32 protein-coding genes are annotated in these 25,454 nt (G+C 51.4%); 15 read left to right on the top strand and 17 right to left on the bottom strand.

Features of this window, described 5'->3' with window-relative positions; genetic code table 11:
- Positions 1-11: 11 nt before the first annotated feature.
- From traJ to DWW23_RS24015, 11 genes are all read left to right on the top strand, one after another.
- A complete protein-coding gene (traJ, locus tag DWW23_RS24070) occupies positions 12-1,091 on the top strand; it encodes a conjugative transposon protein TraJ (protein WP_007662673.1) in 1,080 nt (359 codons plus the stop codon).
- Between the two features lie 11 nt (positions 1,092-1,102).
- Positions 1,103-1,726: a conjugative transposon protein TraK gene (traK, locus tag DWW23_RS24065; protein ID WP_004295450.1), complete on the top strand. Its 624-nt coding sequence runs from the start codon at positions 1,103-1,105 to the stop codon at positions 1,724-1,726.
- A gap of 4 nt (positions 1,727-1,730) precedes the next feature.
- Positions 1,731-2,030: a TraL conjugative transposon family protein gene (locus DWW23_RS24060; RefSeq protein WP_004295449.1), complete on the top strand. Its 300-nt coding sequence runs from the start codon at positions 1,731-1,733 to the stop codon at positions 2,028-2,030.
- Positions 2,005-3,285 carry a conjugative transposon protein TraM gene (gene traM, locus DWW23_RS24055; RefSeq protein ID WP_117929072.1) on the top strand — a complete coding sequence of 427 codons (1,281 nt, stop codon included), beginning with the start codon at positions 2,005-2,007 and terminating at the stop codon, positions 3,283-3,285. Before DWW23_RS24060 ends, traM begins: the two co-directional genes overlap by 26 nt.
- 72 nt (positions 3,286-3,357) lie before the next feature.
- Positions 3,358-4,278 carry a conjugative transposon protein TraN gene (traN, locus tag DWW23_RS24050; RefSeq protein ID WP_004303795.1) on the top strand — a complete coding sequence of 307 codons (921 nt, stop codon included), beginning with the start codon at positions 3,358-3,360 and terminating at the stop codon, positions 4,276-4,278.
- A gap of 1 nt (position 4,279) precedes the next feature.
- The gene (locus tag DWW23_RS24045) at positions 4,280-4,864 is read left to right on the top strand and encodes a conjugal transfer protein TraO (RefSeq protein WP_117929070.1); all 585 of its coding nucleotides are present in this window, start codon (positions 4,280-4,282) and stop codon (positions 4,862-4,864) included.
- Positions 4,865-4,877: 13 nt separating this feature from the next.
- Positions 4,878-5,321 carry a DUF3872 domain-containing protein gene (locus DWW23_RS24040; RefSeq protein ID WP_004295445.1) on the top strand — a complete coding sequence of 148 codons (444 nt, stop codon included), beginning with the start codon at positions 4,878-4,880 and terminating at the stop codon, positions 5,319-5,321.
- A gap of 63 nt (positions 5,322-5,384) precedes the next feature.
- Positions 5,385-7,337: a DUF4116 domain-containing protein gene (locus tag DWW23_RS24035; protein WP_117929068.1), complete on the top strand. Its 1,953-nt coding sequence runs from the start codon at positions 5,385-5,387 to the stop codon at positions 7,335-7,337.
- A 361-nt stretch (positions 7,338-7,698) separates the two neighbouring features.
- Complete coding sequence (locus DWW23_RS24025) at positions 7,699-8,085, top strand: hypothetical protein (protein WP_004295441.1); 387 nt, start codon at positions 7,699-7,701, stop codon at positions 8,083-8,085.
- A gap of 70 nt (positions 8,086-8,155) precedes the next feature.
- The gene (locus DWW23_RS24020) at positions 8,156-8,680 is read left to right on the top strand and encodes a helix-turn-helix domain-containing protein (RefSeq protein WP_032558195.1); all 525 of its coding nucleotides are present in this window, start codon (positions 8,156-8,158) and stop codon (positions 8,678-8,680) included.
- A complete protein-coding gene (locus tag DWW23_RS24015) occupies positions 8,611-9,498 on the top strand; it encodes an IS3 family transposase (protein WP_117615371.1) in 888 nt (295 codons plus the stop codon). Before DWW23_RS24020 ends, DWW23_RS24015 begins: the two co-directional genes overlap by 70 nt.
- 69 nt (positions 9,499-9,567) lie before the next feature.
- Here DWW23_RS24015 and DWW23_RS24010 read toward each other — a convergent pair whose 3' ends face one another.
- Genes DWW23_RS24010 through DWW23_RS23970 form a run of 9 tightly spaced genes read right to left on the bottom strand, consistent with a single transcriptional unit; the run spans position 9,568 to position 13,977 of the window.
- Positions 9,568-9,771, bottom strand: a complete 204-nt coding sequence (locus DWW23_RS24010; RefSeq protein ID WP_004295440.1) for a hypothetical protein — start codon at positions 9,769-9,771, stop codon at positions 9,568-9,570.
- Entirely contained in the window at positions 9,755-9,934 is a 180-nt protein-coding gene (locus tag DWW23_RS24005) for a hypothetical protein (protein WP_004295439.1), read from the bottom strand. The genes DWW23_RS24010 and DWW23_RS24005 overlap by 17 nt, the downstream gene beginning before the upstream one ends.
- Before the next feature lie 4 nt (positions 9,935-9,938).
- Positions 9,939-10,205 (bottom strand): hypothetical protein, encoded by a 267-nt coding sequence (locus tag DWW23_RS24000; RefSeq protein ID WP_004295438.1) that lies wholly within the window; start codon positions 10,203-10,205, stop codon positions 9,939-9,941.
- 46 nt (positions 10,206-10,251) lie between these two features.
- Entirely contained in the window at positions 10,252-10,569 is a 318-nt protein-coding gene (locus DWW23_RS23995) for a hypothetical protein (protein WP_004295436.1), read from the bottom strand.
- Positions 10,570-10,611: 42 nt separating this feature from the next.
- Positions 10,612-10,938: a hypothetical protein gene (locus DWW23_RS23990; RefSeq protein WP_004295437.1), complete on the bottom strand. Its 327-nt coding sequence runs from the start codon at positions 10,936-10,938 to the stop codon at positions 10,612-10,614.
- Positions 10,939-10,978: 40 nt separating this feature from the next.
- Entirely contained in the window at positions 10,979-12,262 is a 1,284-nt protein-coding gene (locus DWW23_RS23985; protein WP_017141505.1) for a PcfJ domain-containing protein, read from the bottom strand.
- Between the two features lie 2 nt (positions 12,263-12,264).
- Positions 12,265-12,675, bottom strand: coding sequence for a PcfK-like family protein (locus tag DWW23_RS23980; RefSeq protein WP_009132163.1), 411 nt, complete (start codon positions 12,673-12,675; stop codon positions 12,265-12,267).
- Between the two features lie 45 nt (positions 12,676-12,720).
- On the bottom strand, positions 12,721-13,713 hold the full coding sequence (locus tag DWW23_RS23975) for a hypothetical protein (protein WP_007559037.1): 993 nt from the start codon (positions 13,711-13,713) through the stop codon (positions 12,721-12,723).
- 12 nt (positions 13,714-13,725) lie between these two features.
- Positions 13,726-13,977, bottom strand: coding sequence for a hypothetical protein (locus DWW23_RS23970; protein ID WP_004303766.1), 252 nt, complete (start codon positions 13,975-13,977; stop codon positions 13,726-13,728).
- A 542-nt stretch (positions 13,978-14,519) separates the two neighbouring features.
- Between DWW23_RS23970 and DWW23_RS23960 the strand changes: the two genes are divergently transcribed.
- Positions 14,520-14,813, top strand: coding sequence for a helix-turn-helix domain-containing protein (locus DWW23_RS23960; protein ID WP_004319131.1), 294 nt, complete (start codon positions 14,520-14,522; stop codon positions 14,811-14,813).
- A complete protein-coding gene (locus tag DWW23_RS23955; protein ID WP_004295430.1) occupies positions 14,810-15,121 on the top strand; it encodes a helix-turn-helix domain-containing protein in 312 nt (103 codons plus the stop codon). Before DWW23_RS23960 ends, DWW23_RS23955 begins: the two co-directional genes overlap by 4 nt.
- A gap of 33 nt (positions 15,122-15,154) precedes the next feature.
- Here the strand turns inward: DWW23_RS23955 and DWW23_RS23950 are convergent, their stop codons facing one another.
- Genes DWW23_RS23950 through DWW23_RS23940 form a run of 3 tightly spaced genes read right to left on the bottom strand, consistent with a single transcriptional unit; the run spans position 15,155 to position 18,093 of the window.
- Positions 15,155-15,520 (bottom strand): hypothetical protein, encoded by a 366-nt coding sequence (locus tag DWW23_RS23950; RefSeq protein WP_007559043.1) that lies wholly within the window; start codon positions 15,518-15,520, stop codon positions 15,155-15,157.
- A gap of 28 nt (positions 15,521-15,548) precedes the next feature.
- Positions 15,549-16,838 (bottom strand): site-specific integrase, encoded by a 1,290-nt coding sequence (locus tag DWW23_RS23945; protein ID WP_004295428.1) that lies wholly within the window; start codon positions 16,836-16,838, stop codon positions 15,549-15,551.
- 31 nt (positions 16,839-16,869) lie between these two features.
- Positions 16,870-18,093, bottom strand: a complete 1,224-nt coding sequence (locus DWW23_RS23940) for a site-specific integrase (RefSeq protein ID WP_004303751.1) — start codon at positions 18,091-18,093, stop codon at positions 16,870-16,872.
- 513 nt (positions 18,094-18,606) lie between these two features.
- Between DWW23_RS23940 and DWW23_RS23935 the strand changes: the two genes are divergently transcribed.
- Together DWW23_RS23935 and DWW23_RS23930 are read left to right on the top strand one after the other, a co-directional pair.
- Positions 18,607-19,104: a cold-shock protein gene (locus DWW23_RS23935; RefSeq protein WP_122356954.1), complete on the top strand. Its 498-nt coding sequence runs from the start codon at positions 18,607-18,609 to the stop codon at positions 19,102-19,104.
- Between the two features lie 18 nt (positions 19,105-19,122).
- A complete protein-coding gene (locus DWW23_RS23930) occupies positions 19,123-19,332 on the top strand; it encodes a hypothetical protein (RefSeq protein WP_122356952.1) in 210 nt (69 codons plus the stop codon).
- Between the two features lies 1 nt (position 19,333).
- Here the strand turns inward: DWW23_RS23930 and DWW23_RS23925 are convergent, their stop codons facing one another.
- The 5 genes from DWW23_RS23925 to DWW23_RS23905 all read right to left on the bottom strand — a co-directional run bounded on the left by DWW23_RS23925 (position 19,334) and on the right by DWW23_RS23905 (position 25,402).
- Positions 19,334-20,404 (bottom strand): DUF4249 domain-containing protein, encoded by a 1,071-nt coding sequence (locus DWW23_RS23925; protein ID WP_122356950.1) that lies wholly within the window; start codon positions 20,402-20,404, stop codon positions 19,334-19,336.
- 5 nt (positions 20,405-20,409) lie between these two features.
- On the bottom strand, positions 20,410-23,106 hold the full coding sequence (locus DWW23_RS23920; RefSeq protein ID WP_122356948.1) for a TonB-dependent receptor: 2,697 nt from the start codon (positions 23,104-23,106) through the stop codon (positions 20,410-20,412).
- A 7-nt stretch (positions 23,107-23,113) separates the two neighbouring features.
- A complete protein-coding gene (locus DWW23_RS23915) occupies positions 23,114-23,959 on the bottom strand; it encodes a FecR family protein (protein WP_122356946.1) in 846 nt (281 codons plus the stop codon).
- Between the two features lie 13 nt (positions 23,960-23,972).
- Positions 23,973-24,779, bottom strand: coding sequence for a porin family protein (locus DWW23_RS23910; protein ID WP_233564439.1), 807 nt, complete (start codon positions 24,777-24,779; stop codon positions 23,973-23,975).
- Between the two features lie 104 nt (positions 24,780-24,883).
- Positions 24,884-25,402, bottom strand: coding sequence for an RNA polymerase sigma-70 factor (locus DWW23_RS23905; RefSeq protein ID WP_122356942.1), 519 nt, complete (start codon positions 25,400-25,402; stop codon positions 24,884-24,886).
- Positions 25,403-25,454: the final 52 nt, after the last annotated feature.

Genomic DNA, 25,454 nt, shown 5'->3' with positions numbered 1-25,454 from the left:
CGGAGGCAGTCATGGATTTCGACAATTTACACCAGGTTCTCCGGAACCTGTATCAGGAGATGATGCCGCTATGCGGCGACATGATCGGGGTGGCGAAAGGTATCGCCGGCCTGGGTGCGCTCTTTTACGTGGCTTACCGGGTATGGAAGGCACTGGCCAATGCGGAGCCTATCGACGTGTTCCCGCTCCTGCGGCCTTTCGCCATCGGCTTGTGCGTGATGTTCTTTCCCACCGTGGTTCTGGGGACGATCAACGCCGTGATGTCGCCCGTGGTGCAGGGCACGCACGCCATACTGGAGGGGCAGACGTTGGATTTGCAGGCATACCAGCAACAGAAGGACGATTTGGAAGCCGAGGCCCGCAGGCGCGAGGGCAAGGCTTGGTTAGTGGACGACGAGGTGTATGAACAGCGGCTTGCGGATATGGGTATCACGGACTTGGGCGAGATTATCAGCATGTGGGCCGAACGCACGTGGTACGACATCAAGGCCGGTTTCCGGCAGCTTGTCCGGGACTTTTTCGAGTTGTTGTTCAACGCCGCGGGGCTTACCATCGACACGCTGCGGACATTCTTTTTAGTCGTGCTGTCGATTCTGGGGCCCTTGTCGTTCGCCCTCTCCATTTACGACGGCTTCCACTCGACGCTCGCGAGCTGGATTTCCCGCTATATCAGCGTGTACCTTTGGCTTCCCATCGCCGACCTGTTCTCTGCGGTGCTGGCCAAGATCCAGACGTTGATGCTCCAGGCGGACGTCCTGGCCCTGCAAGACCCCAACTACATTCCCGACAGCGGCAGCGGTGTCTATATTATCTTTTTGATTATAGGTATCATAGGCTATTTCACGATCCCCACCGTTGCCGAGTGGGTGATCCAGTCGGGCGGAGCCGGCGGGGCTATGGGCGGTATCAACAAGGCCGGGGCATTCGCCACGGGTGTCGCGGGCGGTATCGCCGGCAACATGATCGGCCGCACGTTCGGGCGTCGCGGCGGTGGCGGTTCCTCCTCCGGTAACGGCGGCGGTGGCCCGGCTTCGGGCAGTGCCCCTAACGGGCGCAACCTGGCAACACAAGGTAACAATAATCATTCATAACAATTTGGACAATGGAATTCAAGTCATTAAAAAACATCGAAACAAGTTTCAGGCAGATTCGGCTTTTCGGTATCGTGTTCCTCTGCCTGTGCGCGCTGGTATCCGTGTTCAGCGTGGTCGCGAGCTTCCGTTTCGCCGAAAAGCAGCGCGAGAAGATCTATGTCCTGGACGGGGGCAAGTCGCTGATGCTGGCGCTCTCGCAGGATTTGAGCCAGAACCGCCCCGTGGAGGCGCGCGAACATATCCGGCGTTTTCACGAGTTGTTCTTTACCCTCTCGCCCGACCGTGCGGCCATCGAGAGCAACATCAACCGCGCGCTGTTCCTGGTCGATAAGAGCGCCTTCGCCTATTACCAGGACATGCAGGAGAAAGGTTACTACAACCGTGTGGTGTCGGGGAACATCAGCCAGCGTATCGAGGTGGACTCCGTGGTGTGCGACTTCAACGCCTATCCCTACCGGGCCATGACCTATGCCCGGCAAATGATTGTCCGCGAGAGCAACATCACCGAGCGTTCGCTGGTCACGCGCTGCGAGCTGATCAACTCGGGGCGTTCGGACAATAACCCGCAGGGTTTCATCATGGAGAAATTCGAGATTCTGGAGAACCGCGATTTACGTACATTAAAAAGATAAGGCTATGGCAAAGAAGAGAATAAAGGCTTTCGGGGAGTGGGTCGAAGACCACCTGCGCCGCGCTTGCGGGGCGCTCTCGCCCGATAAGCGGATTATCGTGATCCTCACGCTGCTCTTGTTCTTTTCCGTCTTGTCGCTCTACTTTACCGTGTCTTCCATCTACCGCTTCGGCAAGGGAGCCGGGGAACGGATGCAGATACGGCATATCGAGCGGCTGGAACTGGAATTAAGACAACGGCAGGAGGCCGACAGTGTAAAACATCTAAAAGATTTCAATTATGACGACGAACGAAAAACAGAATAAACAGCCGGAGGCGGGGAAAAAGGAACTCACGCCCCGGCAGATACAGATGCGGAAGAAGCTGGTGGTCTTCCCGCTCTTTTTCCTGGCCTTTGCCGGGTGCATGTGGCTGATCTTCTCCCCCGGCGAAAAAGAACGGGAGGAGCCTTCGGCGGGTTTCAACACGGAGCTGCCGACCCCGGAATCGGAGGGTATCCTCTCGGACAAGCGTGATGCCTACGTGCAGGAGGAGATGCGGCGCAGGGAGCGGGAAAAGATGCGCTCCTTGCAGGATTTCGCGTTCGGGATGGAGAACGAGGAGGAAGAGCCCGTCATGCCCGCTGCCGTGCCGGATAAGTCTTCCGGCTCTGCCGGCGGTTCGTCGGGAGCTTTCCGGACTTCCCGTGCCGCCTATGCCGACATCAACCGCCAGTTAGGCAGTTTCTACGAGGAGACCGCCGGTGAAACGGGGGAAGAGCGCGAGATGCAGGCCCGCATCGAGGAACTGGAACGCCGCCTGGAAGAACAGCAGGCGCAGAAAACGGCCCAGGAGGAGCAGGTGGCGCTGCTGGAGAAGTCCTACGAGATCGCCGCCCGCTATATGAATGGCGGTCAGGCCCCTGAAGCCCCGCGTCAGAAGACCTCCGTTTCCGGCAAGGCTTCCGTGCAGCCCGTGCGCCAGGTGCGCCGTAACATCGTGTCGCTGCTCGCCGCCCCGCTGCCCGATTCGGTCTTCGCCCGTGAGTTCGTCAAGCCCCGGAACTGGGGTTTCAACACGGTGGGGAGCGACCTTCGCGAGCCCGAGCGCAACAGTATCCGTGCCGCCGTGCAGCAAACCGTGACGCTCACCGATGGCGGGGAGGTTACTTTCCGTCTGTTGGAACCGATGATGGCGGGAGATCTGCTCATCCCCTCGGGTACGCCCGTAACGGGGGCGGCGAGGATCAACGGCGAACGGCTGACGGTCAAGGTCAGCGCTGTCCAGCACGGCGGGGCGGTCGTTCCGGTCGATCTGTCGGTCTATGACACGAACGGCAACGAGGGTATTCCCGTGCCGGGGTCGGAAGAACTCAATGCCGTGAAGGAGATCGCCGCCAATATGGGTGCGGGCATGGGCAGCAGTATCACGATCACGGACGATGCCGGTTCGCAACTGCTCTCCGACCTGGGGCGCAGCGCCATCCAGGGCGTGTCGCAATACGTGAGCAAGAAGATGCGCTCGGTCAAGGTCACGCTCAAGGCCGGTTACAGCGTCCTGCTGCTCCCGCCCCTTCAATAAGGGTACAAACGACGTACTTCCGTACACCACTGAAAAAATCCATTTTTATCAACAATCAAAAATTTATCGAGTATGAAAAAGATTCTTCTGGCACTCGCTTTTATCGGGTGCATGTTCGCTGCCCACGCGCAGGAAAAGCCCTCCACGGGCGATTTGTACGACGGTCTTACCCGTCCGCTGACTTTCAACCGGGTTATCCCGCCCTACGCGCTGGAGGTGACGTTCAGCAAGACCGTGCATGTGATTTTCCCCTCGGCCATCCGTTACGTCGATCTGGGGTCTTCGGATCTTCTGGCGGCGAAAGCCGACGGCACGGAAAACGTGCTGCGTGTAAAGGCGGCCCTGCGTGATTTCTCGCGCGAGAGCAACCTTTCGGTCATTACCGAGGACGGGGCCTATTACAGCTTCAATGTCAAGTATGCCGACGAGCCGGTGAAACTGTCGGTCGAGATGGCGGACTTCCTGCATGACGGGGAGGCGGTAAACCGCCCCAATAACGCGCTGGACATCTATTTGCAGGAGTTGGGATGCGAATCTCCGCTGCTGGTCAAACTGATCATGCAGTCCATTTACAAGAATGACCGCCGCGAGATCAAGCATATCGGTTGCAAGCGTTTCGGGGTACAATACCTCCTCAAAGGTATCTACGTGCATAACGACCTGCTTTATTTCCACCTCCAACTGAAAAACTCCTCCAACGTGCCTTTCAACGTGGACTACCTGACGTTCAAGATTACGGACAAGAAGGTGGCCAAACGCACGGCCATCCAGGAGCAGGTCGTATGGCCCGTGCGTGCGTACAACAACGTGCAGGTCATCGGCGGCAAGCGTACCGAGCGCATGGTCTTCACGCTCCCGAAGTTCACGCTGGCCGACGACAAGCAGCTGGTCGTGGAACTGCACGAGCAGCAGGGCGGGCGACACCAGACTTTCACGGTGGAGAATGCCGACCTGGTGCGCGCACGTGTTATCAACGAGTTAAAGGTAAAGTGATATGAAACGGGCGATATTCATTCTCACGCTGGGGTTATGCCTCCTCCTTTCGGACGGGGCGCACGCCCAGCGTGCCCTGCCCGCCATGCGCGGGCTGGAAATACGGGGAGGCATGACCGACGGCTTCTATACCCGGGACAGCCGCAGCGAAACGGGCTACTGGTTCGGGCTGGCCATGAGCCGCTACGCGAAGAATGCCGACAAGTGGGTGTTCGGCGCGGAGTTCCTGAACCGTTATTACCCCTACAAGTCGGAACGTATCCCTGTGGCGCAGTTCACTGCCGAGGGCGGTTACTATTACAAGTTCCTCGCCGACCCGTCCAGGACTTTTTTCTTCTACCTCGGCGGCTCGGCGCTGGCCGGTTACGAGATTGTGAACCGGGGCGAAAGGCGGCTCTATGACGGCTCTACGCTCCGCCACCGCGACCGTTTCCTCTATGGCGGGGCCGTCACGCTGGAGGTCGATGCGTACCTGACCGACAGGATTATCCTCTCGCTGACGGGGCGTGAGCGTATCCTATGGGGCACTACAACGGGACATTTCCACGCGCAGTTCGGCCTGGGCGTGAAATTCATAATCCATTAAACTTGCAAGCGACATGAAAAAGATGAAAAAGATATTGGCCCTGGCGGTCTGGATCGCCGCCCTGGGTCTTTTATGCGCATCCTGCGACAACGGGCTGGATATACAGCAGGCGTACACGTTCTCTCTGGAAACGATGCCCGTTCAGAAGCGAATCTCCGTTGGTGAAACCGCTGAAATCCGCTGCACGCTCGTGCGGGAGGGGAGATATGACGGCGCGCGTTACACGATCCGCTATTTCCAGCCCGACGGGCGCGGTGAGTTGAGGATGGACGACGGTACGGTGTTCCTGCCCAACGACCGCTATCCGCTCGACCGTGAGGTGTTCCGCCTCTATTACACATCGCGCAGCGATGACCAGCAGACCATCGACGTCTATGTCGAGGACAACACGGGTCAGGTCGTGAAGACCTCCTTCACGTTCCAGAGCGAGAACGGGACGGAGGAAACGGAACGATAACGGAATATGTCTAACCAAGAGAAGCGCCCGTCACCCGGGCGCTTTCCATAAATACTGAAAACCATGACAGAGCAAGAGAGAATAGATATAGCCTATCTCGATACGGGGGTGTACGAGAACCCGTGGCGCGAGAACCTTTTCGAGACGCTGCCCGAGGATCGGAAAACGGCGGAAGTCTGCCGTTTCGCCATCAAGAAATCGGCTTTCAACATCGAGTTCGTTCCCGAAGCGATGAAAACGCCGGAACTTTGTCTTGCCGCGGCCGGCCACCGGGGCGAAACACTGAAATTCGTCCCTGACCGTCTGAAGACACCGAAAATGTGCCGTGCCGCCGTCGATAGCAACAGCTACGCGCTGTATTACGTTCCGGAGGGGCTGAAGACCCCCGAACTGTGCATGGCGGCCGTGAAGCGCAACGGTCTGGTGCTGGAGGCCGTCCCCGGGGAATTGAGGACGCCGCAAATATGCCGTGCGGCGTTGAAAGCGGTGGACAGTGCCGATTACAAGATACTCCCTTACATTCCGTATCCCGATATATGCCTGGAAGGGCTGAAAAAATTCGGGATGTCGTTCGTGGACAAGTTCGAGATTTTCGCCTCCATTGCCCCGGAGGTCATGACCGGGGAACTGGCCCTTCACGGCGTGGGGATGGACGCGTCCTGCCTTTCGCTCGTGCCGGTGGAACTGCGCACGGAGGCAGTCTGCCTGCGTGCCGTCAGCGGGGACGGCATCCTGCTCCATGAAGTGCCGGAGGAATTACGCACGGAACGGGTCTGCGAGGCCGCCGTGTCCTCGAACTACCTGGCACTGGAGTACGTTCCGAAACATCTGAAAACCGACCGTCTGTGCGGGATGGCGCTGGAGCGCGATCCCCTGGCCATCCGCTTTTTCAACCCCGAACAGCTCACGCCGGAGGTCTGCAACCGGGCGTTGGCCCGTACCGACGACCTGCGTGTCCTCCGCTATATCCCCTTCGAGGAGATACACCTGAAAGTGTTGGGGTTCTATTGCACGAATTACGATAAGACCTTCGATTTTTTGCAGCACATGAACCCGGCACACGTCACGCCGAGGGTGGCCCGGGAAATTTTCGCCCTGGAGCCGGAGCTGTTCTACAACCTTCCCGACCACGCCAAGAACGAGGAGATGTGCCGCCGGGCCGTCGGGCACGACGGGAGCTACCTGCAATATGTCCCCGAGAAGTGGAAAACGCCGGAGTTGTGCATGGAGGCCATACGGCGCAGTCCCTATGCCATCGCCCACCTGCCCGAGAGCATGAAAAGCCCGGATCTATACATGAGCCTGGTGCGGGAGAACCCGCAAAACCTGAAAGGCGTCCCCCGCGAAGCCCGGACGCCGGAGATGAGCCGGGAGGCTTTCGAGCGTACCTACGGGAAGGACAAAACCGATTTCTCGGTTATCAGCGCGTTGAGCGACCCCGCCCTGGTCTTGCAGGTGTTCCGCGAGCAGGACGACCCGCAGCAGATACACCGGTTGATGAGTGTCCTGCACCTGAACCGCCGGCTTGTAACGGAGGAGGTGGCGTTGGAGGCCGTTCGCAAGGATGCGGGGGTGCTGTACGACATTCCCCAGAGGGCCATCACGCCGCTCGTGGCCGATACGGCCGTGCGGGGCGACCCGAGGATGATCCAGTGGGTTCCGAGGGAGCTTCGCACGGCGGATCTGTGCCTCTATGCCGAGGCCGCCCATCCCGAGTTGCGGGTTTACGTTCCCGACGAAATAGCAAAGGGACGTAATATCTACTCGTTCCACCGTCAGGTGGACGCGAAATTGCGGCAGCCGCTCGAATACGAACAATACAAGACCCTCTACTCGGGCGGCGCGGTGCGTGTGAACAACGTGTGGACGTCGGTTGCGGGTGAGATTGACTGCTGCGAGGTGCGTTACGACCGTAAGACGGAGAAACTCAAACTGCGGATCGTCGAACCGCCCAGGGAGAAGAAGGCGCAGCCGAAGGTCGCGCCCCGCAAACCCGCCCGGGGGCCGAAATTGTAGGACGGCGGGTAGTTCTTTGGCAGGAAGGTTGTTAAAAATCGCACGTGTTGTCGCCGATACCCGGATGAAATCGTTATATTTGCAATCGAATCCTCCGGCGGCGTGCCGCCGGGCGATTTACATACGGAAGGAACACATTATGGTGGGGCATTGAAAACAGCCAAATTTTAATCCGCTCGCAAAATAATGGGTAGTTCTCTTCTTCATCGTCGTGTCTATATGCGTCAAGCGTATGCGATAGCGGCGTGGGGAGAAATTATCTATCGAGTGGATGGGTGCTTGGCTGTACCTCAATGCCGGTATTTAACGTATTCTCACGCCTTTTTCGTATGGTATTTGTCTGAACCTAAAGAAAAGCGATATGGAAACGAAATCGACAAATGAGGTAAAGGGTGATTACGACCGGGTATCGGCGAGTGAATGCCTGGGGTCGCTAATCGAGTTGCACGGGATTGTCATGGAAGACGATCTGTTCGTCATTCCCGATGCGGATGGCACGGCAGTATTATACAATGACGGGAAGATACGTTTTGACGAGATCGCCGACATCGAGGTCGGCTCGGTGTTTGTGGGCATCCTGCTCCGCAACGGCTATCTGTTCTACCTTTCCCGTACCGAACCGCTCAAGACGTGCATATACACGCATGGCGGGTGGGGTTCAATCTCTGAAATTTCTCCCCGTGGCATTGCCGGACATATCGGGCGTGAACTGCACGGGAAGCTGGGCGACCATACGGCGGTCGATTGACGGGAAACAAAAAAATCGGACGGTTGTTTGTACTGCACCCCAAAAGTTGGACACTTTTGGGGTGTTTTTTATGAAATATAATTATGAGATTCGTTTAAAGGCCGTAAAACTGGTACTCGAAGGCGGACTTTCGGTTAGGGAAGCCGGATGTCACTTGGGCTGTGGCCGCTCGCAAGTTCACTTGTGGGTAACATTATTCGAGCGCCATGGCCTTGCCGGCCTTAAGCTGCGCCACGGTAGCTACAGTGCAGAATTTAAGTTGTCAGTTTTGAAGCATATGCACCAAAATCATCTATCTTTGCTGGAGACAGCAGTGCATTTCGGCATTCCGGGCCCTTTTGTTATTCGTCAATGGGAGCGGCTCTATCAAAACCAAGGTGCTGAAGGCCTGCGGCGTAAACCGCAAAGAAGGAGGCCGGCCATGAGTAAATCGAAGACTAAAAAAGTCAAACTCAAAACGACTCCGCACGAAGAGTTGCTTAAGGAACTGGAGTATCTTCGTGCCGAGAATGCTTACTTAAAAAAATTGCAGGCCTTAGTCGAGGAGCGCATTGTCCGCGAGAGCGGGAAAGAGCCCAAGCCATCGAAGGACTAAGGCCGCAGTGCCGGCTTTCAGTATTGCTCAAAGCCGCAGGGATGGCGCGAAGCACATTTTATTATCACTTCAGAAAATCAAAACAACCCGATAAATATGCTCGCGAAAAAGAGAGTATTATAAGGTTATATCACGAACATAAGGGGCGTTATGGTTATCGGCGCATTACCGTTGAAATGAATAAGATCGGATATGCGATAAATCACAAAACCGTACTTAAGCTGATGAATATTTGCGGGATAAAAAGTCAGGTCAGGCTCCGTAAATACTGTTCATACAAAGGACAGATCGGACGGATAGCGCCCAATCTTCTGCAACGCGACTTTGCAGCCGAAAAACCGAATCAGAAGTGGGTTACTGACCTTACGGAATTTTCGGTTTGCGGCGTAAAGTTATATCTATCGCCGATTATGGACTTATATAACCGGGAGATTATTAGCTATAAAATAGCTGAACGCCCTAACTTTATGCAGATCATGAAGATGCTGGACGATGCGTTTGCCAGAATACCGGATTCTCCGGGTATTGTCTTGCATTCCGACCAGGGCTGGCAGTATCAGATGAAGCAGTATCAGCTCCGTTTAAGACAGAAAGGTATTACACAGAGCATGTCGCGCAAGGGTAACTGTCTGGATAACGCTGCTATGGAAAGTTTCTTTGGATTATTGAAGTCCGAATTATTATATTTGCAAAAATTCTCATCCATAGACCATTTCCGAAAAGAATTGGAAGAATATATCGACTACTACAATAACAAGCGGATAAAGAAATACTTAAACAACATGAGCCCGGTACAATACCGAACTCATGCCATCTAAACAAATACTAATCCGTCCAATATTTGGGGTGCACTTCAGTTATCGTCCGATTTTTTTCGCGTCGTATTTTCACGGCCGTTGCCTGCCGTGTTCCCGTTTCCGCCTTTGCAGGGCGAGCAGTTGCCGCAACATGTAGGCATGGTTTTCCCCCACGGTATGCCCCGAGGGCATCAGGTAGGGACTTGCGAGGCACTCCCGGCATTGGCGTACCGCCTCTTTTAAGTCGGTAACGGTTATTTCCGCTCCCGTGATGTCTTTAATCTTTGTTTCCATTCTTGTCCTGTTTTTTTGGTTCGTACCAACTGTCCCGGTAATTTTCTCCCACGAGCGAGAAAATTCCGCTCATGCCGCTTTCAGCGGCGAAATTTTTGGCTTCCCATATACCGGAAAACTCTCCCAGCAGCCGGTAGCCGATGAATAATTTGTACTTGCGCATGATTTTATCGTTTTTCCAGGTTGATAATCGGTGTGTTCTTTTGCAGCCATTCCTTCACGCTGTCCATGTTGTATTCGGATGTGATAACCGCCGTTCGGTCGTCGATTTCGGTGAAGCGCGTAGTTTCATACCCGTCGATCCACTGCTTCAGCGTGGCAACGCCCCACACCTGCGGGTCGTCGAACATGGTGTTGAGCCGCCCGATACCCTCGCCGAAGGTTACGAGCAGCGTTTCATAGGAGATTTCCTTGTTTACTTCATTCGTTTTCATATTCTCGCTTTTTACGGGCGGCTTTTGCCGCCCCGAAATTTTTTAATCAGACAAGTTCCACTCTAACCCTGCTCATGTTCGCCCAGAACACGCCGTTGCAGTAGTAGGCGTAGCCGTTATGCCAGTTGCTCCTGCGGCGTATCACGTCCTGCTCGGGTGGTCGTATCTCGATACTCGTGGTGTAGATGTTGTGTCCCACGGTAATGACGAGGTTGCACCTTCGCCATATCTCGGAATGGGTTTTGAACCCGTTTTTCCCCTCGACGAGCGCAAGGGCCGTCTTGACTGCTTCCCGAACTTCCCAATCCCACTCCCCGAAGGGTTTGAGCGGGCGTGCCATGTAGCTTTTATAGATGATTTTCATTGTTATATTTTTTTTTGTAGGGCGGCTTTCGCCGCCCCGATTTTATAATTCGACAATCCTTTCCACTCTGCCGTACAACATGGAGCGTATGCTCGTCTTGTCCACGCCCTTGTATTCCGTGTAATGCCCGTACTGCTTTACCACGAATGTTTTCAGTACATCGACAAAGTTGAAACGATACCCTAAAAGCGGAATGGAGTCCTTGAAATAGGTGTTATGGTTTACCTCACGGGTAATCCAGTCTTTCTCCTCACGGGTGAGCGTTCCCCCGTCATTGAGCCGTTTGCGTAATATGTACGCTTTTGAGCCTGCAAGGCTTTCGAGTGCGGGAACGTCCCACGACACGAATTTATATGCTATTTGGTTCATTCTATTTTGTTTTTGCGGGGGGCTTTCGCCGCCCCGATTTTTATGCTGTCATTCGTTTCCGTATAAGGGACATGTTCCCCTTCATCAGTTTCAGTATTTGCCCGTGGTATGGGGTATTCTTGTTACACACGCCACGGCTCTGCACGACCTCCATGCGTTTTAGGGACACCTCTATCGTTTCGATACGTTTGCCGTCGATTGTGGCCGAGAGTATGAGCGAGTCGGCTTTCAGATAGTATTCGTTGGTAAACACGCAATGGTGCATGGCCTCGCCCTCCTGCCGTATGGCTTCAACGCTGTCCAATACCTTGATGCAGATTTCCCCGTCGGAAAACTCCACTCCGAAAAACCGCCCTTTGGCTTCGACAAACGAGGCTTCCTGTTCCAACGCCTTGCGCCGTTCCTCCTGCCGCCGTTCCATTTGCATGTGCCGCCGTTTTTTTGCCATGTAGAGGTCATGCGCTGCGGGCAGGTCTGCGGGACACACGAAATGGGCGTTATGCAGGTCTTTCCCGAAAAATCGCAGCAGGTCGATGTAGTCGCACCATTCCGTCGGTTTCCCGATAGCGTACCCGTTACGGATGGCGATACGGATGGCCGGCCAATAGTCTGCGATATTGCGGGAGGAACGGGCGAAAAATCGCACGAGTGCCGTTTGTCCCGCTTTAAGCAGCGTTTCGGCCTTGTTCTCCGAGAGCAGCAGGTGGATAAGGTCGAAAGGGGTTACATCGGGGAGTTGTTTGCCGTAGCCGCTTCGGCGCAGTTCGGGGATAAGCCGTTGCCGGGGATAGATGCGTGTGGGCGTGATGTTGTATTTCCCGTCGTTCTCCGCCCGCAGTTCCAATGCGCTCGACCAACTCCACCCGTGAACGAAGAAGCCCATCGGGCGCAGCCGTGCGAAGGTTGCGGAGCGTCCGTCGGGGGCAATCCACCGCTGTACGGCTTCGATATGGGTGTAAACGGGCGTCTGTCCCACTTTCGCCCAACACTCGATATAGACGAAGCGCAGGACTTGAAAACCCTTGCAGCGGGTTACGATGCACAAATACTCGTAATCGTTGAACTTGCGGCGCAGGGTGGTTTCCACTTTCAGCGGGGTGTGGCAGTGCGGACACTCGCACCCTAACAGATTGTCCGTGAGTTCTCCGTTTTCGCTCTGCCACGTGTGGCCGCACTCGGTGCAGGTGATAAGTCCTTTCGGCGTGCGGCGTCCGATATGCTCGATGCAGTTCTTGTACCCCCATTCGATTTGTGCGGGGGTAAGCGGCGGCAGGTGTTTACTTGCCGCCACAACGCTCTGTTGGAATTTTGTTCTCGGTTTCATAACTAAAATAGACTGGGCATTAGTTTGTTATCTTCGATTTTCTTGGGTTTGGACTTGGCTTTCGCCAACTTGGCGTAGGCTTCGCTCTCGGCCTTCCGTATGGCGTTCCGCCGTGCCTCGGCTTTTTCCTCCTCGGTCAGTTCAACGGTGTGATTGACCACTACCTTGCAACTGACGGGTTTGCCGATGTCGATGTCCTCCTCGTCGTAATAGTGGAGTGCCATAGAGTATATTTCCTCGTCGGCAAACCCGTTGCAACCGCTCTGCCGTACTTGGTTGATGATGAAAGTGCAGCAATCGTCAATGTTCTTTTTCGGGTTGGCGTATCGGGGTGCGAAAAGTTCGTCCTCCCGTGCCCGTGCGTCGAGATAGTTCTGTATCGTCAGTTTGAAATAATCTGTTCCTTGTGCCATGATTTTTTGGTATTGTGGGGCGGCGAGCCGCCCCGTGTTCAATATTTATTCGTCCTTTCCGAGAAGCCGCCGCACCTCGTCCTCTTTGGTCTTTTGGAAAATCCATCCCGCTCTCTTCTGCCCGTCATGCGTCAGCCGTGCGTTGAAGCGTCCCCCGAGTGCGTGAAGGGCGTCCTTGACGGGCTTGGTGTCCCCGAATACGGCTATCGCCTTCTCGGAATAGTCCACGATGATAAACCCGCCTTGCACGCTCGTTTCAGTGCGTTCCGCCCGTTTTTCGTCTTTCGGCTCGGGCAGACATATATTCTCCTCGTTTCCTGCGATATATGCCAGCCTGTCGATGTACCCTTCACGTGTGTAGTGGGTCAGTTTGCAGACACTCCACCCGTATTTCGGACTTTTGCCGAGCGTGAAAACGGGATAGCGGTGTTCGTTCTTGGGGTCGTATTCGGAGAGGTGCGCCGTTTGCGGGAAATTGGCCGCCGCCTTTCTCAACTCCCCGAAGCCGTTGCGGGAGGTGGCCGAAAAGCCGAGAATGACGGTACGCACGCTTCGGGTGGTCGAACACTCGTAAGAGGGGTCAGTGTATTCCGTTTCGTTGAGTTCGGCGATGATTACGCCCTGCACCCCTTCGGGCATGATGCGGCGTAACCTCTGCGCCCCTATTTCCGCTATGCGGTCATGCTCGGCTTTCTCTTTGGCGGCGGCGATGGCCTGCGCCGTGGCTTGCTCTTCCGCCTGCCCCACGAGCAAAGCCACCTCGAAAGCGTCCATGAACTCGGGGTTCACGTCGTCGTAGTACCTGCCGATACCGAATGTTTGCGAGAGGGGTCGCAGAATGTCCGTTTGGCTGATTTCCTTTGTTTCGGTATCGACCATGTGGTACACGTAGCCACGGGCGGTGTGTTCCACCTTGTAAACGACGTAACGCTTTCTGCTCGCACCCGCACCGATACCGATGATTACCTGGTTTTCCTTGACTACCTGCACCCGTGTGTCCGTGGTAGTCGCTCCGAATAATGAAATGTACTTTGTCATACCTGTAATAATTTAGAAGATGTGAGTGAATAGGAAATAGAAAAAGCCGGTTAGAGCCACGAGAGAAACAAGGCAGGAGAAAATGCCCCGCAGGATGTCATAACAGAACGTGAAGCCCAAAACGACCCAAATAAAGTCGATACCCCACACGTGGAAGCCCAAAGCCACCGCCCCGACCTTTACCGCCAACCCGACCTTTGCCTTTATGCCAAGTGGAAGGTTGGAGGATTTCTGTTTCCATTTATTTTTCTCTTCGTTTCTCATAACCTTTGACTTTTTTTTTATGCCGTAGCGGAGCCGGTATGGATGGAATCTGTTTCGGTAGCATCAAAAGGTGTCGGGGATAGCTGCTGCAAGATTTTGTCGGAAAATACGCTCGCCCGCAGGGAAAGAGGAAGATTTTGCGGCAAACCGCCCCGCGGCCCGATCTTGCAGCAGCGTGAGCCCCGTAACTACCTTTGCTACTGACAACAGATTTCCATACCGCGCTCCGCGGCATGAAAAAAAGAGAGGAAAAGGTTATGGGAGAGAAACGGGGAGAAAACGATATGCCGTGAACGCTCGCGAAAGTCGGTTCACGGCTCACCCTGCATGGAATGATAAATCGCCCGCGAACATTTCCTTTCACGGGCGATTGGCGTATCGGAGCGTGCCGATCCCGTATCGGCGGAGGATCGTTTCCGCCGGACGTGGCGCCACTCGCTGCCACTTTTAAGACGGATACGTCCATATACCACTGGCTGATAACAAGATACTGTTCATTTGTGTACTTTTGGGCATCCGGGAAACAAAAAATGAAACAGAACATGGAAATAATAAGTATGGACGTGAAGGCTTTCGACGCGCTGGCAGGGCACGTGGAAGCCATTGAAAGAAAAGCCGAGGCGTTATGCCGCAGGCAGGAGGACGTGAGTTTGAAAAAATGGCTGGACAACCAGGATGTCTGTGACGTGCTGGGGATATCGAAACGTACCCTGCAAACCTACCGGGAGAAAGGGTTGCTGCCTTTCAGCCGCATCCGTCACAAAATCTTCTACAAACCGGAAGATGTCGGGAAACTGCTGCAATCGTCGCACTATCCTAATACCGCCGCGTTATGAGCCATTATTTCATCGACAAGCACGATCCGCGTGTGGCGGATCTCTTCCGGCGTTTGGAAAAGGCCGGCAAGGCACTGGATAAACTGGAATCCTCCGGAGGCCGGACACTCAAGGGAGAGCGGTTCGTCACCGACGAGGAATTGTCCCGGCTGCTGAAAATCAGCAGGCGTACATTGCAGGAATACCGCACGGCGCGGATCATTCCCTATTATTTGATTCAGGGCAAGGTACTATACATGGAATCCGAGATACAGAAATTTCTGGAAGATTCCCGGAAGAAATGTATCGGGGGACAGGAATGGGTATAAAAGAAGAACGGCCATCACGGCCGTTCTTCTTTTTCAGTTCAATATCGTGTTCATGCCGGGGAGCTGCCAGACGACGGCGGTCGTCGTGGCCCTTCGGACAAGCCACCGTCGGAAGGCTTCGGCATTCCCGGATTTTAAGCGGAAAGCCAGCGCGGCGATCATTTCGAGCGAATACAGCTCGACAATACCGCCGTCACGGTTGCGCTCCCGGCGGTAAACCCGCTCCTCACGGAGTATGCCGCTTTTGAGTATGGAGCGGATGTTGCTCCCCACGGCAGGAACGAAGACTCCGAACAGGTCGGCAATCTGGTGGCGCGTGAGCCATACACGGTTCTCCGGCGTGTGGATTTCCACCCGCCCGTTTTCAATGCTGATAGGTTCTCTTGTCGTCATAGTCATACAAATTTATCAATTTTTGTTATACTGTTCAACCGTTTACCGTTATAATATCTGCCGTTTCCGGTTCGTCCTCCTCGTAGAGATTTATTTTCCGGCCTTTGGTCTGTTCTTTCAGACGTTTCATGTCCTCGTCCACCTTGCGGTCGGTCACTTTGGCGTAAATCTGCGTGGTGGAAATGCTCTTGTGTCCCATCATGCGGCTGACAGTTTCGATAGGCACACCCAACGAGAGCGTGATATGTGTCCCGAAATTGTGCCTCGCCTTGTGAAAGGTCATGTCGAAGCCGTATGTCCGTCCCAGTTCTCTGGTGAGCTTGATGAGATACCCCCGGCAATAGAGGTTGAAAATCCTGTCGCTTTTACGCTCGTGGCGGTATTTCTCGATGATCTGCAACGGCACGTTCAGCAGGCGGATGGCCGAGGGCGTTTCGGTCTTCTGGCGCCGGATGTGTATCCAGTACGTTCCGTCGTCCGACTGCGTGATGTCTTTTTCGGACAAGCGTTTCAGGTCGGCGTAGGACAACCCCGTGAAGGTAGCGAAGAGAAACCAGTCCCGCACCCGCTGGAGGTTGGGTTTATCGACGGGAGTTTCCATCAGCTTTTTGAGGTCTTCGAGTTTCAAATGGCGGCTCTTGCGCCGGGGCAGTTCCGGGTGCAGCTTCCCGTAAGGGTCGCGCCGGAGTGTACCCTGACTGACAGCCCGCTTGGTCATTTTTTTCAACCGGTAAAGATGCTCGTGTACTGTCTTGGGTTTCATTTCACGATCTGTACGCAGGAATATTTCAAAATCATCGTAGAACTCCCGGTCAAGGCTCCGCAACGCTACATCCTCCTTTTCCTTCCTTTTTTTCACGAAGGAGGCTAAAATATTATAGGAGTTCTCGTAACTTTCATAAGTTTCTTCCTTGCGATCCACGCCGACACGCTTGCGGAACTCCTCGTTATGCTCGCGGAACAAGGCAAGGAGGGTGAACGGTTTCTGCCCGATTCCTTCCACGGCGTTTTTGACCAGCTCGGCCGTCACGAAACCGAGGCTTTTACGAATATGACGGTAATGTCCGGTGATTTTTTCGGTCAGTTTCTCTATTGCCAGGTTTACCGTTCGGGCGTTCTCGCTTCGTCCGTTCGCCCTTTTGGTTTCCGGATTCCAAAGCGATGGATCGACAAACGCGTTGATATTGATCGGGGCCGACTTGGCGTCGATGCTTACCTTGCATAACAATTTACATGTTCCGTCCTTGCGGACTTTCGTGCGGTTGATGTAGAACAGCAGGGAGAACGTGCTGCGGCGTTTTATCTCTTTATTATTCGTTTCCATAATCGTTGTGAATTTGATTGTCAATGATAGATTAAATAGCTACGGAGAAGCGGCCGGCAATCTTTTCCTCTAAAGACCGGGTATCCATGTCGATCTTGTCATCGGTCACTTTGGCGTAAATCTGCGTCGTGGAAATGCGGCTATGCCCCAGCATTTTACTGACGGTTTCAAGCGGGACACCATGCGAAAGCGTGATCTCGGTGGCGTAGGTATGGCGTCCGCAGTGAAAGACGAGCTTCCGTTCAATTCCGCAAATGGCGGCAATACGTTTCAGTGTCCGGTTGAGTTCGTTGTTGCTGTACATCGGCAGCAGTTTTCCTTCCGGGGCCATATCCCGGTACTTGTCGAGGATGAGCAACGGTATGTCGAGCAACGGCACTTCATAGTCGATTTTCGTCTTCTTGCGGGCGGTCTTGATCCATACCTCACCGTCCTCGGCCACTTCCAGATCCTCCGTCGTCAGGCGGCACATGTCCCCGTAAGGGATACCCGTGTAGCAGGAGAAGAGGAACAGGTCGCGGATATGGTAGAGTTTCGGGTCGTGCAGGGGTGTGGTCATCAGCCGTTGTAACTCCGCTGCGGTAAGGTATTTCTGTTCCCGCTCGGGATGTTCGGCTTCATAACCCGCGAACGGGTCGGCAGTGATAATCCCTTCCGCGATGGCTTCCCCGACAATCGTGTTCAACCGTGTGACAAGCAACACGATAGTTCCCAGGGCAAAGCGGCGCTCCGTGCGTAGGTAGAGGTCATAGTTGTCGATGAATGAACGGTTCAGGGCCGTGAAAGGAACATCCGACAACTTGTATTTCTCCTGGATGAAAGCAGCCACACAGTTACAAGCATAGCGGTAAGATTGCGCTGTTCCCTTTTCCCGGTTCACGCCGACACGTTTTTCGAAATGTTCGATGAACGTCCGGAAATAGCCCAACAGGGTTTCCTGCCCGAAAGCCGTCCCCAACAACAGATTCCTTATTTCTTCAGCCGTTACATTCTCACGGGTGGCTGACAGTTCGTCATAAATGGAAATGGCTGAAGCTCGCAAATCGTCCAGTTGCCGGTTGATTTCCCGCGCGGCGTTACTTTTACCCGTGGCACGTCCGGATGCCCACAGTGCAGCGGGTACGGACATTTTCGCACTAAAAGCCGCTTCTGAAAATTTGCCGACAACAAGTTTCGCCATGACCGGGCAATGTCCCTCGTCATTCATTTCGCTCTTTTTGAGGTAGAACGTAACCGTTACATCCGTCTGTTTCATAACTCTATTTTTTTTATGTTGCAAAATTACTTGATATAGAGTTATTTACAGTTATGAAAATTATAGCGGAACAAAGAATAAAACCCCGGATGCCGGTAACATAACCTGTATTTCCATGAAAAACGGAAAAAAACGGTTATCTTTACGGGCAAAATATAGGGTTCTTTGCATGGTGAACGGTAAAACCGCAGGTGGTCAAGCGTTATTTTGCTGGATTATCCGGGGCTAAAAAAGGCAACGGATAAGTAGCAAATCTTTCTCTTAACCTTTCATTATCCTGCATTTTAGCGATTTGGAAAGGTATAGAAGAATTTGGCTTAACTCTCCTCAATACCAAACACTTACTTTATTTATCCAAATTTTGCCGTTTTTTTGCGAGTTCTTCCTATCTTTGTAAAAGAGTTAGAGATATAAATCATTATTGCACAGTTCTTCTTATTTATTTTAAGCAGGTCTCTCCTTTAATTATACACCTCACTCCATTTAGTATTTATCCTATAAAACAAAAGTTATATGGCAAGATCAATGACAGTTGATAAACGTGAAAATGAAAAAAAAAGACTCGCTAAACGAGCAGAAAAGCAAAAAAAGAAAGAAGAAAAGAAACTATCCGGCAAGACAAGCAGTTTTGAGGATATGATCGCCTATGTTGATGAGAATGGAGTAATTACTTCAACTCCACCGGCAGAGAATATCAAAAAAGAAGAGGTTAACCAGGAAGAAATACTGATCTCGGTACCTAAAAAGGAAAAAGAGGAACCGGTTGTATTAAAAGGCAAAGTCGATTTCTTCAACACATCAAAAGGGTTCGGTTTTATTAAAGAACAGGTGAGAGGCGAAAGATACTTTTTCCATGTAAACAATTTGCTTTCGAAGATCGAAGAAAATGATATTGTAACATTCGACCTGGAACGTGGCCTGAAGGGTATGAATGCTATAAATATCCGTCTGGAAAGCGAATCCGAGAATAACGCCCCCCAAAATAATGAATCTGAGAGCAGTATCACTTAAAATTAAATATATAAAAGTATGAAAAGGGAAATCAACATGCGGTCGGACAGGAATCAGGCCAATCAATTAATTGAGAATTCACTGAAAGAGTATAAAAAAAGTGTTGGCGAAGTAATACTCGTTTCAGTAGGTCCGCGAACAACTATTGAATTGCCGGCCAGTCTGACACAGGCAGAGAGAGAAGCCCGTATCGAGATCTATAAAAAGTTGCATAGCTCAAAAATATAATCTATTCAAATGGATAATAACTGTTACTCCACTCGTACGAAAAACTGCCAAAAGGCATTGTTATACGGCGGGTGGAAATACGGTATCCTGTCACAATCCCGAATCCATCAATCACGTTCGAATAGGTTTCAGATGGTTCTAACAAACCATCCACATAGGCGTCGCCTAATGATATTGAAAAATTCCGGATCACCTTCAGATAATTGTAGTAAGACTCCGAAATAGATAACAGATGGACATCATAATGTACGATGGCTGTTACCGAATCTGTCTCCAAGGAGTTTACCGGATAAAATGAACTCGTCACCGTATATTCTTTCCCATTAAACATATCATCAGAAAATACACCACGGCAATACGTTCCGTCATTAATTCCCGAAGAAGGAATCCCCGGTTGGAAAACCGGATCATCATAAGACAATGAAAATATCCCCCAGGGAGACGGCACTTCAAACTGATCACCGGAGAGTTGATGTGATTCTTCCCTACTATCGCAGAATGAGCTTACCCATTTCACCTGGTCACCCTTACGGTATTCAATCAGGCGTTCTACCACCAGACGATAATAATTCCGGTCGAAAGGCTTATCCTCAAATGTCAGATAGATCCGGAAAAGAAGCGAACCCGACGTTATCATACGGGCTGTATCAAGTAATGCTATTTCAGTTTGTGAAGGGATGAGTGTTTCGCCTCTTACCGGGTCGAATCCCGGAGCATCGGCTTCAAGCCGCACCTTATCACCAGTCTGTACATAACACCCCGGTAGTTTGAACTGCCCTTTATATTCACTGCTATCCGCCGGATTATCCGAACGTGACATCGTTCCCCGGAAAGTATCATTCACATACACATCTATCTTCACTCCCGTTTCCGGTAAATTATATTCCGGAACACTGTCCATCAGAAACCAACTTTTCGACAAAAAAGCTGCCACTTCCCGGTCCGGTGTTATGGAAGCGTTCAACACCAATACCGAAGAAACCGTCTCGATCTTCAGTTCCACATCACGCGTGCAGGCAATGCAGAATAGAAGCGATAACAGCGGTAACAGGGTAAACAATTCCTTTTTCATAACGTTTAAAATTTATACGTGTAGGAAACAGACGGTAAAAATAGGAAAAGAATGGATTGTTCCAAAAAGACTTCCTTTTTCCCCGTATCATAATTCGTATAATATTTTGTCCGGACTGAAAACGGATTCGGATGCCCGTAAGCATTACAAAGACTTAAATTCCAAACACCCAACCGTCCTTTCTTTTTATAGCGATAGAAATTTACCCCCAGATCAAGACGATGATAGGGAGATAACTGATAATTGTTGCGTGAACTGGCTGCATAGCCTATGTTATCATCTCCTATAACCGGATATCCGTCCTGCATATATCCATTATCCGTCTGCCCGGTTCCTCCATGATAAAGCTGATCCAGAATAGTGATGTGATTACCGGAAGCAAACATCCACGCAGCTGTCAACTCTACCTTACGGGATAACTTATAAGTTGCCACAAGATCGATTTTATGACGATTGTCATATTTGGAGGGGAAGCGACGCCCCTTATTCACACTCTCGTCCGGGAAACGGCGGTCGGACCACGACAGCGTATAACCGATCCAACCGGAAAGACGGCCCGCCTTTTTCTGCGCCATAAACTCCACGCCATATGCACGGCCATATCCGACACCTACCCGTTCTTCCCAATTGGAATAATCCGTACCGACCTGAATACGATCTTTATAATCGATCAGGTTATTCATCCGTTTATAATATCCTTCTACGGAAAAATTGTATTGCCTGTGCAACGTATAATAGAGGCCGGCTGTATATTGATGGGCATTCATCGGATTGATATTGCGGGTAACGGGAACCCAGATATCCGTCGGCTGGCTGATATACGAATTGGAGAGCAAATGAATATACTGGTTCATTTTCGAATAAGACAACTTTGCAGACAAACGACGGGCTAGCAGATAACGGACCGACAAACGGGGTTGCACGGAAAAATAAGTTTCCCCCTGCACATGAAAAACAGTTGCCCGCAAACCGACATTGGCGGTCAGACGCTCGATCACATGCATCTCCTCTTCAGCAAACAAAGATACTTCATGCCCATGGATCAGCGAATTGGCATAAACGGTATTGGTCTCCTGCGATTTGACTGAGTCTTTATACCAGCTTTTCATTGTATTTTGCTCAGGACGAAAGTTATGAAAAAGATAATCTCCTCCGAATTTCAGACGATGTTTCTCATGTAACCGATAATCGAAAGACGCACGCAGGCTAAGATCTTCCATAGCCGACCGGTAATGGCTTTCCTGATTGAACAACTGCCGGTCTGTCCTGTTGGCAGACAAAGTATATCCTTCCTTATCCTGCCGTATATGCGAACGGTAACGTGTATAACCCGCCGTAAACGTGGCAAACAGTTTATTACTGAATATATGGTTGATACCGACCGAACCGATCAGATTTCCCCAACGCCACTGAAAGTCCTTCCCAACACGCTCTTCCTCATCTTTTTCCTCGCCGTTCAGATAACTGTCACTTCCCATATAAAAACTCATATAGCCACGCGTCCGGTCGCTGAAGGAATGGTTCACTTTCGCATTCATATCGAAGAAATGGTAACCGCCTTTGATCTTATTCTCCTCCCCGTCATTAATTGCCTTCAATAAAGGCCATGTGATCAGTTCCATCCAGGTACGCCTCACAGATACATTGAATGAGGATTTTCCTTTTACGATAGGGCCTTCCAGATTTCCGCGCAAGGCCAACAGGCCGATCGACAAATTACCGTGATATTCATAGCGGTCTCCATCATTGGTCCTTACGTCTACTACCGACGAAAGCCTTCCCCCGTATTCGGCAGGAAAGCTTCCTTTATAAAATGTGGCATTTTTAACTGCATCGGGATTGAAGGCGGAGAAGAAACCGAGCAGGTGATTCGTATGGTACACCGGATTGCCATCCAGCAAAAAAAGGTTTCCGTCTGCATCACCTCCCCGGACATACAGTCCGGTCATCCCTTCAGTCCCTACTGCAACGCCGGGTAGTCGTTGCAGGGTTTTCACCACATCTGTCTCCCCCAGCAATGCCGGCATCGACTTGATGCGTTGTGCCGGGACATCCACCACCCCGGTTCGCGCACTCAATACTTCCGATCGGGGATTCAGTCCCTCCACGACCACCTCGCCCAATGCCTTCGCCGAGTGTAAAGGTATATCGATCAACGTATCACCTGTCAGTTCGAATGTTATCTCCTTGACCTCGAATCCGACAAAAGAGGCCCGTAGGGTTACCTTTCCGGGAGGGAGCGTGATACTGTAGAAACCGTAATTATTTGTTGCTGTCCCGCTTTTGGACATACGTTCGAAGACCGTAGCATTGATCAAACTCTCATACGACACCGAATCACGGACAAAACCACTGATCGTGTACAACCGCGGCTTCCGTTTCAGGATCACGATCTGCCCTGTCTGCCGGAATGTTACCGGCAAAGCGAAAAATAACCTTTTCAGACAATAGGAAAGAGATTCGTCCTGTGCCTTAAATGATATCTTGGGGAATTCATCCAACAGCGAAGATTCATAAGAGAAAAAGATACCTGTCTGCTTTTCCAGTTCCTGCAGGATCTCCAGTAAAGGGACCTGCCGCTTATCCATCGTAACCGTTGGTGTCGGTTCAACCGGGAGATTGACGACAAAGGCCCTTTCCCCGGCTTTTGCCTGAGAGAAAAGCATAAGAATCCCTGTCAACAATATCCATATACGTTCCATAGGTTACTTATTTATTGGATTCAGGAGCCAGGCGGGTATCGAGCGTCTGATTGATAACCAATAAAACATCTTCCAGCGGAAGATCATTGAAAGTGGCCGTCAGCTTCAGATTCGGATTTTCTGCTTTATTGATTACTTTTACCTGATAATATTCGTTCAGATCGCCGATCACCTTTTCAAGCGGGGTATCATTGAAGCGTAACTGCCGGGTTTTCCACGACAGGGTGTTAAGATCTTCTTCTTCAAGTAGAGTGATTCCTTTACTTTCCATAGAGTATGAAGCCGACATGCCGGCAGTTAATATCACTTTGTCCGTTTCATTTCCGGTAGTGCCGAAGCTAACCTTACCGGTCATCACATTCACATCCGTCCCGTCCGGTTGCTCGTTTATCTGAAAACTGGTACCCAGAACGGTGACTTCCGTCCGCTCAGTATAAACAGAAAAGGGGCGTGTTTCATTCCGCGTCACCTTGAAAAAGGCTTTTCCTTTCATCTCCACCACACGCCGTTCCTTTCCGTAAGATTTCGCATCATATCGGATGGAAGAACTTCCAGCCATCGATATCAGCGTACTGTCTGGTAGGTAAACATCCTTGATCTGTCCCGGGATAGTCGTTATTGCTACCCATTCGGGGGAATTACGATCTGTTATATAATAAGTTCCGAAACCAATGAGCAGTAACAATACCGAAGCTGCTGCCATCCAGTAGCGACGGAAAGAGACCGTACGGCGTACCTGATGCTTGGCGGCAAACTGCTGCCAGGCCTTATCAGTATCCAAACGTCCTTCCTCGTAGTGTTTCGCTACGAAACGGATGCGTTGTTCCAATTTATTTTCCTGCTCGTTGTTCATATTTATTTATTATCTAAAATCTATATCCTACTGTAAAGCTTACGGTATGATATTTCAAACCTATATCATCATATTTATACTCTTTACCCAAGCCCATATCATAAGAAACGTTGAGCGTAAAGCGCTTTACTTCAATACCGGCATTAAGCATAAAGCCCCAGTCGAAACGTTCATAACTACTGTTTTTCCCAAACGGACTCCAAGAGTCAGCATTCGATAAATATCCCTTTTCTGAGATTTCTCTCCACGTATATTTCTTCTTTCCTGAAATTCCATACGCCAAATAAGGGCCGGCAGCCACATGCAACTTTACATCCTTACCAATCTTCCAGTTAAAACGGGCCAGAACCGGTAATTGCAGATAATCCCTACGGCAACTGCTTTCCGACAAACGGATACCTTCTATCCGCATATCCTGCGGAAAAAATCCACTGATACCATTCTGATAAGTGCCGTAGCCGAAATAGCCTCCGTAAGATCCCCAATCGCCGGAGCCTCCGTAACCCAAATACTCCGGAGCGAAATAAAGATAGCGGTCCTGCTCCTTTCCGTCTTTATCGACACCTTTACCATAAGCCGTTCCGAAAAACGATTTCCCTGTTCCTCGCTGTACGTAATACAGGCCGGATTGAAGTGAAAACAATCCTGAACCAAAAGTATAACTCACAGCCGCACCAGCTTTAAAGCCAACCGCGGCAGGCGAATTCTTATACTTCGTCACATTCATTCCGGCCTCAGGAGTTACAGACCACTGTGCACTAACCTCTGTCACACACATCAACATCATCATCAACATCACGCAAGAAATAATCTTCTTCATCATCATTACTCTCTTTCTTAGTGAAACAAAATTTGTAATACCTTTTGTCTCTAAGACAGAGATAGTGGAAAAAACCCCTATTCCGGTTTCATTTTTTTATTTGGTCACGCCAGACCAAACAGAAAGTTATAGATACGCACAGCTGTCTCCCGCAAAGATTTCAATGCTTTACCCATCTGATTCTCAACAGTTTTTATCGAGATGTTCAGCTCTTCGGCGATCTCCTGATATTTCAGTCCGTCGCGTTTGGAAAGTAAAAAGATTTTTTTGCGTTCGGGTGGTAAACCGTCGATAGCCGTCCACAGGCGGGAATCACGTTCGGCATTGTAGATCTGCTCTTCCTCGGAAGAGTCTTCCATATCCGGGAACTGATCGGTGGTTTGCACATCGACCGGCTGCGTGACCAACGACAGGGAACGATTACGCACAGCCTGATACATATAAGATTTAAGATTCTCAATCAACACATCATTGATATTCTTATCCCATACATCGGCAAAGGCTTGCTGTACAATATCCTCCGCATCATCTAAGCGTTCGGTAAAACGGAGCGCAAACAAACACAGGGGTTTATATAACTCCCTGAAATATCGTTCAAACTCTCCGCTGGAAATGGCTGCCATACGTTTGTTATCTGTAACTATTCCCTGCAAAGTAAAACAGTTTTCCTGATAA

Origin of the sequence: Parabacteroides sp. AF14-59 (assembly GCF_003479515.1) — a bacterium.
Lineage (GTDB): Bacteria > Bacteroidota > Bacteroidia > Bacteroidales > Tannerellaceae > Parabacteroides > Parabacteroides faecis.
The sequence above is the reverse complement of the archived record's forward strand: the minus strand, read 5'-3'. Positions and strand labels throughout refer to the sequence as shown.